Here is a 13,303-nt window from a genome sequence, read left to right on the forward strand (position 1 = left end):
GTAATGTGAAGATTTGGACTGTCGCAAATCAAAAAGGTGGTGTTGGTAAAACAACAACAGCAGTGAGCCTTGCTGGTATTTTAGCTTTGCAGGGTAAGCGTGTGTTGCTTATTGATACAGACCCTCATGCATCACTCACTTATTACTTTGGCATTGACTCAGAAGATTTGGAAGTCAGCGTATATGATATTTTTGCGCGTGGCACGAGCATGCAAAGTGAAGAGATACTTCAAGCGTTATGCCCATCAACACTTGAAAACCTAGATATTTTACCCGCAACAATGGCGATAGCCACGCTTGATAGAAGCATGGGTAATAAAACAGGTATGGGATTAATACTAAAAAAAGCGCTTGCAAAAATCAGTGAACATTACGATTATGCCATTTTAGATTGCCCCCCAGTTTTAGGGGTGTTGATGGTTAATGCGCTTGCAGCAAGTGAGCGAATTTTAGTGCCAGTGCAAACGGAGTTTTTAGCACTGAAAGGGCTTGATAGAATGATGCGCACTATGGAATTAATGCAAACCTCTCAAGCGAAAGATTATCAATATACTATAATCCCTACTATGTATGATAAACGTACTAAAGCATCGTTAGAAGCATATAAAACACTGCAAAGTACGTATGGTGATAAAGTCTGGCCAGGTGTGATACCGGTAGATACCAAATTTAGAGATGCAAGCTTTGCGCAAAAAGTGCCTGTAGAGTATTGTCCTCGTTCGCGTGGTGTATACGCATATAAAGCACTGCTAGAATATTTAATTGAACAAGGTTAATGAATGAGTAAGCAATTATTTGCTAATGAAAAAGTAATGAAACAATACCTAGGGGCTTTGTTATGTGAAGACGAGCCTGTAGATAACCTTGAGCCAGTCGCAAAATTACTTGAGCAAATGCCACACGACTCGCAGCAAGAACATATTCATTTAAAACCAAAAGAACAGATAAAAGCGGCAGAAAAAATATTTGATCAAGATTTACTTAATTCTGAAATTAAGCCAATAGTTGAACCGATTTTTGAAGCCGCAAAAGTTAATAAAGCCATTGACGATGAAGTAATAGAGCCGATAAGTACGACTACAGAAGAACCAGAACCACAGATTATAACCACTAGCCAATCTGACTATTTTGATGGTGAATTTCAGGCATTATTTTTTGAAGTTGCTGGTTTAACATTGGCTGTACCATTAAAAGCATTAGGCGGTATACATCAATTAGGTGAAGTAAATCATTTATTTGGTAAGCCAAAGTGGTTTAAAGGCGTTATGCTCAACAGAGAAGAAAAGCTTAATGTTGTTGATACTGCTCGTTGGGTAATGCCAGAAAAGTATGATGATAAATTAGAGGCGTCTTTAGATTATCAGTATTTAATTACCTTAGGTGATAGCCAGTGGGGCTTATTAGCTGAAAAGTTGATAAATAACATTACATTGAGTAAAGAAGATGTAAAATGGCGTACAAATAAAAGTAAGCGCCCATGGCTTGCTGGTGTTATAAAAGAAAAAATGTGTGCTTTAATAGATGTAGATAATTTAAATATATTATTAGAGAAAGGCTTAGATAGCCGTCAGTAGTAATGACCATTACGGGGTAATAGCATGAATCAAGATAAATTACTGTCAGCAAATAAAAACGCAGATAATAATGATGAAATTTTACAGTGGGTTACGTTTAAGCTAGAGGAAGAAACCTACGGCGTAAATGTAATGCAAGTACAAGAAATACTTCGTTATACAGAGATAGCCCCTGTACCAGGTGCACCTTCTTACGTTATTGGTATTATTAACTTACGCGGTAACGTTGTAACTGTTATTGATACTCGTGCACGTTTTGGTTTGTTAGCTGCTGATGCAACCGATAATTCTCGTATATTAATTATTGAAGCTGAAGAGCAAGTTATCGGCATTTTAGCCGACAGCGTATCTGAAGTCGTTTATTTACGTAGCTCTGAGATCGATAGTGCACCAAATGTTGGTACTGAAGAAAGTGCTAAGTTTATTCAAGGCGTTTGTAATCGTGATAATGAGCTACTGATTTTAGTCGATTTAAACAAGTTACTCAGCGATGATGAATGGGATGAGTTAAGCGATATATAGCTTTACCAAATAAATTATGCTGTTACTTAGTATAGCTATATCAGCGTTAGCGGTAGGACTTATATCGCTTGCGCTAATAATTGCATTAAAAAACAAACAAGTGAATGAAGTTAATGCTGTATTACAGCAGCTTAAAGATAGCTCAGAGCAAACTCATATTTTGCGAAGTGAAATTTCAGAGCTTAGAACAGGGCTTTTAAGTATTGGTAAGCGAGTGCTTGAGGTTGAGCAACAAAATCAAGATTTGATACAGCAACAAGCTGCGCAAAAATACGATGACCCTGATGCTAAAATTTACTCTCGTGCAGTAAAAATGGTTGAGTTAGGTGCGGACCTCGATGAGGTGATACGCGAATGCGAATTACCGCGAGCAGAAGCCGAATTACTATTTTCACTACATAAACAAAAAGGCGCTTAGCGCCTTTTTAGTTATAAGCGTGTAAATAATCTCACGCTTTAATATTTAACTTACCTTGAAAGTCTTGCCAGCCTGGCGGAAATTGACCTCTTAATACATACGAAAACGCAATAAGCTCTGCAATTACATAATAAAGCTCTTTAGGGATTTCTTCCCCTAAGCTTAAATGCGACAACGTTTTAGCAAGCGCTGCATCTTCGTGGATCATAATTCCTTTTAATTTTGCCGCTGCAATTATTTCGTCAGCTAACTCACCAAACCCTTTTACGCTTACAGTGGGGGTGTTGCCAGCTTCGTATAAAAGCCCAATGGCTGACTTATTAATAGGTGTATCACTCATTACTAAACCTTAATATTAATAATTGCATGAGATTTATAAAATGCCTGATTATTAGCATCGCCTCGCTTTAAGTTGAGCTCTCCAACCTGTAAACCATGCTTAGCTAGTTTGGATCTTAAATTATCTAAGTGAGGGTGAGCAATTGCGCTTACTTCTTGGCTCGAGGCTAATAGCTGGCAATCGAGGGCTTTATCCATTAACTCAGCGGTAATCTGTAACTGCCCAATCTGTGCATAATCAAAGTTTAACCTGACAAACCATACATTTTTATCTTCTAATTTATCTGCGCTTGGCTTTTTATATTGCCCCAATGTTATTTCTGTTTGGGCGGCCTCAGGCGGCAATTTCATTGGTAATAAAAATTGTGCAAGCGGATTTGTGTCAGGTTGCTGATTTGGTGTTGAAACATTTACTTGGGTAAGTGTGTTTTTAACTTGTATGATTTCGCTAGCCAATGCTTGAACTTGAGCTTGCTGCAGTTGCTCAAGCATTTTCGCTCCGATGTTACCTGTTTTAAAAGTAGGTATGAGTACTTGCAAAAGTGCATCTAAGCCAGTTTGATTATTAAAACTGATAGGCGCTACTGATTGGCTAATAATAGGTGCAGCTAAAATACTCACTGCAACTTGTTCAAGTCCTTTAGTGAAGCTACTTTGTAGTGTATCACCCGTTAATTGAGATGGTTGTAAGGTAGCTAATACTTCACGCTGTATGGTCGCAGAGTTAACATTATTACTTGAGACCATGCGATTAAATGCTTGGTTAATTAAGCGAGTTAAATCGGGCGTGTCTTTTGTTGCTCTATTTGTAATGTCAGTAATTTGACTACTTAAAAGCTGTTTGTTACCAGCTAATCTATCCGTAGGGATTGTGGTATCAGGAAGCTTTAATAATGTGCTTAATAGCTTTGCTTCTATTGGTTGTAGCATTTGACTACGAGAGGCAATATTAGATAACGGCTCTGCTAATGGGAGCATGTTTTTAATCGAGGCTGGGTTTACACTGTTTTGATTGTTGCCGTTTATTACTGGTTGCACTGAAGAAGTTGTTTGCCCTTTAGTAACAATTTCACTTGTAGGCTTAATTAACGTATCAACTTTACTGTTAGTACTAATATTCAGAGCACTCAATTGACTCGCGTTTAAATTACTTGGCTTAGCGCTCGCCACTTCATTTTGAGTAATGCTATTTGTTATTGGCGTGTAGGTTGTTGCTGTGTTTGAAGGTGATTGCCAAACACTAACACTTCCTTTTATTTGCTGAGTTAATTGTACAAGTGGTGGGAGTCTTGAAAAGTGCTCTGGTAAAGTATTGCTAGTATTACTATTTAACGCAGTACTTACATTTTGGGTAATGTTCACTCTATTTAACGGTGATACTGTTAATTGCATAACTAAGCCCGGCCTTTGTATCGCAGATGATGCAGACGGCGGCATTAACTCAGATTTATTTGCTGCTGCAAAGGGCTTACTTTCAAAATATTTAACTGCATCATTAATTCGCGTTTTTAAATCACTAAAGCTATTTTGTAGCCACGACTTTATTGGGCTATCAGGTGTAAGCAGTGGGCTTGCTTTAATAGTGGACGCAGAAAAATGTATTTCAGAGACACTGCTTTTTTGAGCTAAAAGTAACTCGTTAAACGGTTTAGAAAATGAGTTATTAAGCGTCACTTTTATATTATTAGTATCGGTTTTAATAAGTAATTTATCAGCCTGATTTATTAAATTTACCTTAATGGGCGTGCTAGGTAGCTCACTAACTTGTTGATTAGTAATAGGCGTTGTAAACGAACCTGACTTTTGAGGATGAGTCAAAATAGCTAGTTTAGGTGTTGCTTGAAGTTGCGCACTAGGTAATAAGGCCACGAGTAATTTAGTAAGTTTAGTTTGGCTAAGTGGTTGCGTATGAATTGTATCTGCAAAGCGATTAATAACATTAAGCTGTGCGCCTTTGTTAGTCGTACTAACAACTACTTTTAAAGGCTGCTCAGTTAAAAGTAACTGCGCTACGTCTTTATTTATGGCAATACTGGCGTTAAGTTTATCAATTACTAATTTTGGGGTAGGGGACATAACCACTTGTAAATCCATTGGTTTGCTTTGTACCTCAGTGCCCGTGCTTACATAATTTAATAAACGCTGTAATTGTACTGGTTGATTTAAAGTAAGGGTTGTAGTGTTTGGCGTGATGTTGAGCTGTTTGCCATCGGGACTAAGTTGTATGTTAGCACTGGCTATTTTTTGTAAATTTTGAGGTGCGCTTGTAGTGCCAAGTCTTAATGTTTGCCAATGTTTATCAATAAATACATCAAGCGTAATCGAGTCTTTCGAAAATTGAATGTTTTTAGCCGCAAGCACCTCATTAGGTAATTGCGATAACTCATTGGTTTGAGGGTTTGTCGATTGATTGATAACCAATGAATTAGATAATGTTATTTGCGTTGGCGTATTCATTATTTTAAATCAAGTTTTCTCTATTTTAAGTGAATCGATTTTAAAGCAATATTCGTATTACCCTATCATTATGGTAGACTAACGCCTAATTTTTGGCAGAGAGAATCGTCATCTTGTTACACATTAAGTCCGTCACCTGCATCAAGCAAGATCGTTGTTTGTTTGCGGATCTTAATTTTAGCCTTAATAGCGGTCAAATCATGCAATTAGCGGGTCCTAATGGGGCTGGTAAAACATCGCTATTGCGTATTATCGCAGGCTTTTCTGTGCCTGATGAAGGAGCTGTTTTATTTCAAGAACAGCCTATATCTAAGTATTACGAAGAGTATGCCAGAGAACTACTCTTTATAGGCCACAAAACAGGTGTAAATACTCAGCTTAGTGCAGTTGAAAATGTTCGTCACTGGTTACAAATTAATGGCTACATAAACCAGCCTGACTTGTATCCCATTTTAGCGCAACTTGGCCTTGTTGGACTTGAAGATGTACCGGTTAGAATGTTATCTGCTGGACAACAAAGACGTGTAGCTTTGGTTAGGCTTTGGTTAAGTGATGCTAAATTATGGGTACTTGATGAGCCATTTACCGCGCTTGATAAAAGCGGTGTTGCCTTTTTACAGCAGCGATTTACCGAGCACTTACTAAACGGTGGAGCTATTTTGTTAACGACCCACCAAGATTTAACGACCCATTTTAGTAACTTGCAAACGGTTACACTGGAGTATCGTCACTAATGACTCGTCAACATTCTTATTGGTTGCTATTTAGTGCGGTATTTACCAAAGATGTAAAACTTGCGTTTCGCCAGCGCGCTGAAATTGTAAATCCTATTTTGTTCTTCTTAATTGTAATTTCATTATTTCCGTTAGCAATCGGGCCTGAGCCTGGCTTACTAGCGAGAATGGCACCGGGAATTATTTGGGTTGCCGCATTACTTTCTACCATGCTGGGCTTGGATAAACTGTTTAGAGATGATTTTAACGATGGCTCATTGGAGCAGCTAATTGCGTCCTCTTATCCATTATCGTTAACCGTACTTGCTAAAGTAGCCGCTCACTGGGTGGTAACAGGTTTACCGCTTGTATTAATGACGCCGCTGTTTGCATTGTTGTTAAACCTAGAAAGTACGGCGTTAACAGCGACTGTTTTAACATTATTATTAGGCACACCACTATTGAGCTTTATTGGCGCAATAGGCGCAGGGCTTACTGTGGGGCTACAAAAAGGGGGTATTTTGATGAGTTTACTCGTACTGCCTTTGTATATTCCTGTTTTGATTTTTGCAACGTCGGCTATCGATACCAGCACCATGTCGCTGGATTATAGTGGGCAGCTTGCCATCCTTGGTGCAATGTTACTTATTGCTATTATTAGCGCACCAATTGCCATATCGTCAGCTTTAAAAGTGAGTGTAAGTTAATGTGGAAGTGGTTACATCCCTATGCTAAAGCAGAGCGTGCATACCAGTTATGCAATACGTTACTGCCTTATTTTGCCGTAGTTACTGTAGTTAGTATGATTGTTGGATGGGTATGGGGGCTTGGTTTTTCACCTGCCGATTACCAACAAAAAGACAGCTACCGTATCATCTTTATTCATGTTCCTTCTGCCATTTTGTCTATGGGGGCTTACTCATCAATGGCTATTGCAGCTGTTGTTGCACTTGTATGGCAACTACGAAATGCCGAACTTGCCGTTATTGCTATAGCGCCTGTTGGTGCTTGTATTACTGCTATAGCGCTTATTACTGGCGCTGCATGGGGTAAACCTATGTGGGGTGCTTGGTGGGTATGGGATGCGCGTTTAACGTCTGAACTTATTTTATTATTTTTATATCTTGGCGTGCTTTCGCTTTACCATGCATTTGAAGATAAGAAGTCAGCAGGGCGTGCGGCTTCTATTTTAGCGATTGTGGGCGTAATTAATTTACCTATTATTCATTACTCTGTTGAGTGGTGGAATACGCTACACCAAGGCGCAAGCATTACAAAACTAGACACCAAAGCAATAGACCCAAGTATGTTTTGGCCACTTATGGTTAATATTTTAGCTTTTGCTGCTTTTGTAGGAACAGTGACTTTAATTCGTCTTAAAAATGAAATTTTACAACGCGAAAAGCACCGACCGTGGGTGCGTTTGTTGTTAAATAAGGGGTAATTATGCAGTTTGACTCTTTTTCTGATTTTATTGCAATGGGAGGCTATGGGTTTTATATCTGGCTTTCTTTTGGTACATGCGCTCTTATTTTACTTGGTATTTTAGTGAACTCTTTAAGAGATACTAAACGTATTATGGCTTCAGTTGAGCAACAAATAATACGTGAAGCGCGAATTAAAAAAGCTAAACAGGAACAAGCCTCATGAATCCAAGACGTAAAAAGCGCCTATTGGTAATTATTGCCGTACTGTTTGGTATTGGTGGATCAATTGGTTTAGTGCTTTATGCACTTCAAGAAAATATTAATCTTTTTTATACGCCAAGCGAACTTATTGATGGCAAAGGGCCTAATAAAGAAAAACCATTCATTGGCCAAAAGCTACGTATTGGTGGCATGGTTGTACCAGGCACGGTTGAGCGTAATGAACAGAGCTTACAAGTAAGCTTTAAGCTAATTGATACAGGTCCATTAGTGACCGTGCGTTATCAAGGCATATTGCCAGACTTGTTTCGTGAGGGGCAAGGCATTGTAGCGCAGGGCGTATTAATCGAACCTAATGTTATTGAAGCATTTGAAGTGCTCGCAAAGCATGACGAAGAATATATGCCAGCAGAAGTTGCTGAGGCAGTTAAAGGTATTAAGCACGAAAAACCAAAATACAACTTAGATAGTGGTAATTAGCTATGATCCCAGAAATTGGTTATTTTTCTTTAACGCTTGCCATGGTGCTAAGCGTTTTACTGTGTATTTTTCCTCTTTGGGGCGCGCATACCGGTAATCTTCGCTTAATGCGTGCGGCTCCCTCTTTAGCAATAGGGCAGTTTGCCTTTGTATTAATTTCTTTTGCAGCACTTATCTATGCCAGTGTAACGGATGATTTTACCGTATCGTACGTGGCATATCATTCAAGTAGCACACTGCCTTGGTATTATAAAATTACCTCTACATGGGGCGGCCATGAAGGCGCTATTTTACTGTGGTTAGTAATGCAAGCAGGTTGGACCGCCGTTGTCGCTGCGCGTTCTAAATCATTGCCTTGGGTGTTACGTGCTCGCGTATTGGGCGTACTTGGCTTTTTAGGTGTGGGTTTTATGATGTACACCTTACTACTTTCAAGCCCGTTTGAGCGCCTACTTCCTTATTTCCCTGTTGAAGGGCGTGATTTAAATCCGTTACTTCAAGATCCGGGCATGATTATTCACCCGCCATTACTGTACATGGGTTATGTAGGGCTATCAGTTGCTTTCTCTTTTGCTATTGCTGCGTTGTTAACCGGCAAACTTGATAACACATGGGCTAAGTGGTCACGTCCGTGGACAATGACTGCATGGGGCTTTTTAACGCTAGGAATCACAATTGGTAGCTGGTGGGCATATTCAGAGCTTGGCTGGGGCGGCTGGTGGTTCTGGGATCCAGTCGAAAACGCATCATTAATGCCATGGCTTGTTGCAACAGCATTACTACACTCATTAAGCGTAACCGAAAAACGTGGTGTATTTAAATCGTGGACCGTACTACTTGCTATCGCAGCATTTTCATTAAGCTTGTTAGGCACCTTTATTGTACGTTCGGGTATTATTGTATCGGTGCATGCTTTTGCAACAGACCCTGATAGAGGCTTATTTATACTCGCCTTTTTAGGCATCGTTGTAGGTGGTGGCTTAGCGTTATATGCACTGCGTGTATCGCAAGTACATAGTGAAGGCCGATACAAGTTTGTATCACGCGAAGTGGCGTTATGGCTCAATAATATATTTTTAGTAGTTGCTACATTAATCGTATTACTGGGTACGTTATTACCTATGGTTCATAAAGAAATGGGCTTGGGCAGTATTTCTATTGGCGAACCATTTTTTAATAAGATGTTTGCAATAATTTTAGTACCATTTGCTATTTTGATGGGTATAGGACCATTTTTACGCTGGAAGCAAAATAAATGGGCTTTCTTACAAAACAAAATATTAATGGGCGTATTAGCCAGTGTAGTGATTACCTGTGCTTGGTTGTTTTCAAGTTACGATTTAGTAAAACCACTTACGCTACTAGCCACTACGCTTGCGGTTTGGATTGCCATATCAACTGGGATCGACATTTACACTAAATCTGCTGTGCATGGCACCTTAAAAGAAGGTTTAAAACGCTTAGGTGTAAGTTACTGGGCTATGGTGCTTGGGCATATTGGTATTTCGTTTGTTATTGCAGGTGTAACGCTTACATCGGCGTATTCGGTTGAGCGTGACGTATCGATGAAACAAGGCGACACAGTTCAGCTTAACGAGTATGAATACCGCTTTGATGGTGTTAAAACTATTCGCGGGCCGAACTACAGTGGTCATGCTGGTGTTGTATCGGTGCTTAAAAATAATGAGCTAGTAACACGCTTACATGCCGAAAAACGTAAGTATGATATTGGTATGCAGTTTATGACCGAGGCGGCCATAGATGCAGGCTTTACACGTGATTTATACTTAGCGTTAGGTGAGCAGTTGAGCCAAGGTGCATGGTCACTTCGCATTTATCATAAACCGTTTGTTCGTTGGATGTGGATTGGTGGTGTGCTTATTTCCCTAGCTGGATTTATGATTTTATTTGATAAACGCTACCGCACATCAGCTAAAACAGCGCGTAGAGCTGCATCGGAGAATGTTTTATGAACCGTAAAATTTTAGCTATTGCGCCGCTTTTAGTATTTGCTTTTGTATGTGTATTTTTATACCAAGGCCTTTTTGCTAATCCTCGTGAAATTCAAACGGGTCGGTTAGGTCAAGAAATGCCAGCATTTAATTTACCTGATTTAATGCAAGACAATAAGCCGTGGACTAACGAGTCTTTAAAAGGCGAAGTTTACTTACTAAATGTATGGGGTACTTGGTGCCCAACATGTTTAGTTGAACTTGGTTATTTAACTAAGTTACGTGAGCAAGGCGTTAAAATTATTGGGCTTTATTACGTACAAGGTTACGACGCCGACTTTGATGGCCCGTTTGATATGCAATCACTTCGAACAGAAGTGAGCGATATGCTGCAACGTGCGGGTGACCCATATCAATTTAATATCTTGGATTTACATCGTACTTTGTCGTTGGATTTAGGTGTTTCGGGTGCGCCTGAAACATTTTTAGTCGATAAAAACGGCACTATTTTGTTGCATCACACGGGCGATATAAACCCGCGAGTATGGCGAGCTAAATTTGCGCCAATTATGCAGGAGCTTAAATAATGAAATGGTTACTACTTACGCTTAGCCTTTTTGTAAGCATCAGTGCGTTTGCAGAGCAAGATCGCTATCAATTTGATAACAACAAACAAGCGATATTGTTTGAAGAGCTAACTAAAGAGCTGCGCTGTCCTAAGTGTCAAAATCAAAACATTGCGGACTCTGACGCTGTTGTTGCTAAAGACTTGCGCGATAAAGTGCTCGTATTGGTTAAAGAAGGTAAGAGCAAAGACGAAGTGATTGATTACATGATTGACCGCTTTGGCTATTTTGTTCATTACGACCCACCAGTTACACCAGCGACTTTAGTACTTTGGGTATTACCTGTATTAATTGTCATAGTCGGCTTTGGTTTTATTGTTATTCGCCAGCGAAAAGCATCAGTAAAACAAACGTGGAGCAGTGACGACGAAATGCTGTTAGCTAAACTAATTGAACAAAATAAACGTCAGGAGCAAAGTTAAATGATTTTAATGTGGGCGTGTTTTGCTTTACTCACACTGGTTGCTCTTGGGTTTGTGATGTTGCCTTTTTTAAAAAAAGAGCGCGTTCAAACAATTACTCATAACGCCAATGCTGAGCTAATTAGCATTTATGAGCAGCGTTTAGTTGATTTACAAACCGATTTAGATAATCAGCGTATTGATACCGTAAATCATGCAGAATCAATTATTGAATTAAAACGCCGTTTATTGAATGAGTTATCACCAGAAAAATCACTAAACAGCAAAGGTAATAATCGTATTTTTGCTTTAACTGGTGGCGCATTTGTTCTTGCTCTAACAGGTGTTTTTTATGGTTTAACGGGTAGCCAGCAGCAAATTTCGGCTTGGCATGATGCAATGGATAATTTAGCTGATTACGGCGAGCGTGCTGTAATGCAAAAAGGTGAGCCGCTTAGCCAAAATGAGCTGCAGGCTTTTGCATTAGCACTTCGTACAAAGCTTAGCCGCTCAGGTGATGACGAAGTCGCTTGGATGCTACTTGGACGAGTTGCTATGTCGCTTAATGAATTTGACATGGCGCAGCAGTCATTTGATAAAGCACTTCGTATGAATCCTGATAATATGCAGGTACTTATTAGTTACAGCCAAGTTTTATTACTAGAAGGCAGCGAAGCTAATATGACCCGTGCGGCAGGTATGCTCTCAAAAGTACTAAAAGTAGAGCCTACCAATTTAGATGCAATTTCGTTATTAGCACTCATTGCTTATGAGCGTAAAGATTGGCCTCAAGCCAAAGCTGCATTTGAAGTTTTACTTGCGAGTATGGAAAAAAATGATTCTCGTTATAGCATGATCTCTGAGCGTATCGCTGATATAGAGAAGCAAATGCAAACGGATGGCTCTGTTATGCCAGTTACTACAACGGGTGCTATTGCAGTTACAGTCGACATTGCAAAAGAGCTTATAGATAAACAGCCAAAAGACGGTATCTTGTTTATATTTGCAAAAGCAGCAAGTGGTTCGCCAATGCCATTAGCTGCTGTTAAACTCGCTAAATATTCATTTCCAATTACAGTTGAGTTGAGTGATAGTAGTGCAATGGTTGCAGGGCTTAACTTATCTAGTGCAGAAAATATTATTATTTCGGCGCGTATTTCTATAGATGACTCGGTTATGCCAAGTTCTGGTGAGCTAGAAGGTCATTCAGAGTCGTTAAAGCGTGAAAGTGTAAGTGACTACCAACTTCAAATTGATACATTAATACCTTAAGGACGTTAGATGTTAAAACACAGTTTTACTTTTTTATGTTTATTGATACTAGCCGGGTGTGCTCAAGTACCACAAAGCAAAGTAGATGATAGAGATCCGCTGCAAAGTATTAATCGTCCATTATATGACTTTAATATGGATGTACTGGATGCTTATTTATTGCGCCCAGTTGCTGTAGGTTATGTTGAAGTAACGCCTGTACCGGTAAGAAACGGTATTGTTAATTTTACAGGTAATATTACAGCACCTGTCGATATGATTAATGCGGGTTTGCAAGGTAAGCCGGGTAATGCAAGTGTGAGCTTAGCGCGTTTTTTAGTTAACTCTACGGTTGGTATTTTTGGTATTTTTGATGTTGCCAGTTCACTTGGTCTTGAAATTGTAGATGAAGACTTTGGACAAACGTTAGGTGTATGGGGCGTGGGTGATGGCGCTTATTTAATGCTACCTGGCATGGGTCCTACAACAGCACGTAACCTGACCGGTGATGTAGTCGACAACTTTGTATTGCCTGAAGTTGCGCTAACGACTCCACAAACTATTCTAGTGTTTGTTTTAAAAGCCGTTGAGGCGCGTGCATCATTAATCCCACAAGAAGGGTTACTAAATGATTCACTTGATCCGTACTTATTTGTAAAAGATATTTACTTTCAGCGTCAAATATACGAGCTGTACGATGGCAACCCACCTATAAAAGAAGAGCCAGCTGATTTTGATGAAGACTTTTTAGAAAGTTTATAATTGAAAAGCCACTCATAAAAACGCCAGCTAGATGCTTAATGCAGATCGTTTAAGCTAATTGAACGATCTTTCAAAGGGCTCATAATAGGCTACAACAGAAGTTGTGGCCTATTTTTATGTCTGAATTTATTAAAGAATTACACCTTACGACTGAGTTTTGCC

At 39.4% G+C, this 13,303-nt stretch carries 16 protein-coding genes; 14 read left to right on the plus strand and 2 right to left on the minus strand.

Annotated features, from left to right (window positions below; translation table 11 throughout):
* Window positions 1-5: 5 nt before the first annotated feature.
* From H4J63_RS11340 to H4J63_RS11355, 4 genes are read left to right on the plus strand one after another with little or no spacing between them, the layout of a single operon-like run.
* Entirely contained in the window at window positions 6-776 is a 771-nt protein-coding gene (locus tag H4J63_RS11340) for a ParA family protein (RefSeq protein ID WP_007585827.1), read from the plus strand.
* 3 nt (window positions 777-779) lie between these two features.
* Complete coding sequence (locus H4J63_RS11345; protein ID WP_165725382.1) at window positions 780-1,574, plus strand: chemotaxis protein CheW; 795 nt, start codon at window positions 780-782, stop codon at window positions 1,572-1,574.
* Between the two features lie 24 nt (window positions 1,575-1,598).
* Window positions 1,599-2,096, plus strand: coding sequence for a chemotaxis protein CheW (locus H4J63_RS11350; protein ID WP_002959294.1), 498 nt, complete (start codon window positions 1,599-1,601; stop codon window positions 2,094-2,096).
* A gap of 16 nt (window positions 2,097-2,112) precedes the next feature.
* Window positions 2,113-2,514, plus strand: a complete 402-nt coding sequence (locus H4J63_RS11355) for a DUF2802 domain-containing protein (RefSeq protein ID WP_024589935.1) — start codon at window positions 2,113-2,115, stop codon at window positions 2,512-2,514.
* A 31-nt stretch (window positions 2,515-2,545) separates the two neighbouring features.
* On the opposite strand, the gene H4J63_RS11360 is transcribed toward H4J63_RS11355, so the two are convergent.
* Both H4J63_RS11360 and H4J63_RS11365 read right to left on the minus strand, forming a co-directional pair.
* On the minus strand, window positions 2,546-2,854 hold the full coding sequence (locus tag H4J63_RS11360; RefSeq protein ID WP_024589934.1) for an EscU/YscU/HrcU family type III secretion system export apparatus switch protein: 309 nt from the start codon (window positions 2,852-2,854) through the stop codon (window positions 2,546-2,548).
* Between the two features lie 2 nt (window positions 2,855-2,856).
* Window positions 2,857-5,310, minus strand: a complete 2,454-nt coding sequence (locus H4J63_RS11365; RefSeq protein WP_182196632.1) for a flagellar hook-length control protein FliK — start codon at window positions 5,308-5,310, stop codon at window positions 2,857-2,859.
* Between the two features lie 113 nt (window positions 5,311-5,423).
* Between H4J63_RS11365 and ccmA the strand changes: the two genes are divergently transcribed.
* Genes ccmA through H4J63_RS11415 form a run of 10 tightly spaced genes read left to right on the plus strand, consistent with a single transcriptional unit; the run spans window position 5,424 to window position 13,141 of the window.
* Entirely contained in the window at window positions 5,424-6,044 is a 621-nt protein-coding gene (gene ccmA / locus H4J63_RS11370; protein WP_096058052.1) for a cytochrome c biogenesis heme-transporting ATPase CcmA, read from the plus strand.
* A complete protein-coding gene (gene ccmB / locus H4J63_RS11375; protein ID WP_002959286.1) occupies window positions 6,044-6,730 on the plus strand; it encodes a heme exporter protein CcmB in 687 nt (228 codons plus the stop codon). Before ccmA ends, ccmB begins: the two co-directional genes overlap by 1 nt.
* The gene (locus tag H4J63_RS11380; protein ID WP_024606198.1) at window positions 6,730-7,467 is read left to right on the plus strand and encodes a heme ABC transporter permease; all 738 of its coding nucleotides are present in this window, start codon (window positions 6,730-6,732) and stop codon (window positions 7,465-7,467) included. Before ccmB ends, H4J63_RS11380 begins: the two co-directional genes overlap by 1 nt.
* A gap of 2 nt (window positions 7,468-7,469) precedes the next feature.
* Window positions 7,470-7,673, plus strand: coding sequence for a heme exporter protein CcmD (ccmD, locus tag H4J63_RS11385; protein ID WP_007585846.1), 204 nt, complete (start codon window positions 7,470-7,472; stop codon window positions 7,671-7,673).
* A complete protein-coding gene (gene ccmE, locus H4J63_RS11390) occupies window positions 7,670-8,149 on the plus strand; it encodes a cytochrome c maturation protein CcmE (RefSeq protein ID WP_007585848.1) in 480 nt (159 codons plus the stop codon). The genes ccmD and ccmE overlap by 4 nt, the downstream gene beginning before the upstream one ends.
* A 2-nt stretch (window positions 8,150-8,151) precedes the next feature.
* Complete coding sequence (locus H4J63_RS11395) at window positions 8,152-10,122, plus strand: heme lyase CcmF/NrfE family subunit (protein ID WP_024589932.1); 1,971 nt, start codon at window positions 8,152-8,154, stop codon at window positions 10,120-10,122.
* Window positions 10,119-10,688 (plus strand): redoxin family protein, encoded by a 570-nt coding sequence (locus tag H4J63_RS11400; RefSeq protein WP_007585852.1) that lies wholly within the window; start codon window positions 10,119-10,121, stop codon window positions 10,686-10,688. The genes H4J63_RS11395 and H4J63_RS11400 overlap by 4 nt, the downstream gene beginning before the upstream one ends.
* Window positions 10,688-11,149 (plus strand): cytochrome c-type biogenesis protein, encoded by a 462-nt coding sequence (locus H4J63_RS11405; RefSeq protein WP_007585854.1) that lies wholly within the window; start codon window positions 10,688-10,690, stop codon window positions 11,147-11,149. The genes H4J63_RS11400 and H4J63_RS11405 overlap by 1 nt, the downstream gene beginning before the upstream one ends.
* Window positions 11,150-12,400, plus strand: a complete 1,251-nt coding sequence (gene ccmI, locus H4J63_RS11410; protein WP_024606197.1) for a c-type cytochrome biogenesis protein CcmI — start codon at window positions 11,150-11,152, stop codon at window positions 12,398-12,400.
* 9 nt (window positions 12,401-12,409) lie between these two features.
* Window positions 12,410-13,141, plus strand: a complete 732-nt coding sequence (locus H4J63_RS11415) for a VacJ family lipoprotein (RefSeq protein ID WP_007585858.1) — start codon at window positions 12,410-12,412, stop codon at window positions 13,139-13,141.
* Window positions 13,142-13,303 lie beyond the last annotated feature (162 nt).

The sequence above is a fragment of the Pseudoalteromonas sp. 5Ae-yellow genome, assembly GCF_014077565.1.
In the GTDB taxonomy this organism is placed as follows: Bacteria; Pseudomonadota; Gammaproteobacteria; order Enterobacterales; family Alteromonadaceae; genus Pseudoalteromonas.

Excerpts from the sequence above, each read along its gene's own strand:
- ccmB (WP_002959286.1), top strand. The coding sequence starts at position 6,044 with ATGACTCGTCAACATTCTTATTGGTTGCTATTTAGTGCGGTATTTACC.
- H4J63_RS11380 (WP_024606198.1), top strand. The coding sequence starts at position 6,730 with ATGTGGAAGTGGTTACATCCCTATGCTAAAGCAGAGCGTGCATACCAG.
- H4J63_RS11415 (WP_007585858.1), top strand. The coding sequence starts at position 12,410 with ATGTTAAAACACAGTTTTACTTTTTTATGTTTATTGATACTAGCCGGG.
- ccmI (WP_024606197.1), top strand. The coding sequence starts at position 11,150 with ATGATTTTAATGTGGGCGTGTTTTGCTTTACTCACACTGGTTGCTCTT.
- H4J63_RS11365 (WP_182196632.1), bottom strand. The coding sequence starts at position 5,310 with ATGAATACGCCAACGCAAATAACATTATCTAATTCATTGGTTATCAAT.
- H4J63_RS11350 (WP_002959294.1), top strand. The coding sequence starts at position 1,599 with ATGAATCAAGATAAATTACTGTCAGCAAATAAAAACGCAGATAATAAT.
- H4J63_RS11360 (WP_024589934.1), bottom strand. The coding sequence starts at position 2,854 with ATGAGTGATACACCTATTAATAAGTCAGCCATTGGGCTTTTATACGAA.
- H4J63_RS11395 (WP_024589932.1), top strand. The coding sequence starts at position 8,152 with ATGATCCCAGAAATTGGTTATTTTTCTTTAACGCTTGCCATGGTGCTA.
- H4J63_RS11345 (WP_165725382.1), top strand. The coding sequence starts at position 780 with ATGAGTAAGCAATTATTTGCTAATGAAAAAGTAATGAAACAATACCTA.
- ccmE (WP_007585848.1), top strand. The coding sequence starts at position 7,670 with ATGAATCCAAGACGTAAAAAGCGCCTATTGGTAATTATTGCCGTACTG.
- H4J63_RS11355 (WP_024589935.1), top strand. The coding sequence starts at position 2,113 with ATGCTGTTACTTAGTATAGCTATATCAGCGTTAGCGGTAGGACTTATA.
- H4J63_RS11400 (WP_007585852.1), top strand. The coding sequence starts at position 10,119 with ATGAACCGTAAAATTTTAGCTATTGCGCCGCTTTTAGTATTTGCTTTT.
- H4J63_RS11405 (WP_007585854.1), top strand. The coding sequence starts at position 10,688 with ATGAAATGGTTACTACTTACGCTTAGCCTTTTTGTAAGCATCAGTGCG.
- ccmD (WP_007585846.1), top strand. The coding sequence starts at position 7,470 with ATGCAGTTTGACTCTTTTTCTGATTTTATTGCAATGGGAGGCTATGGG.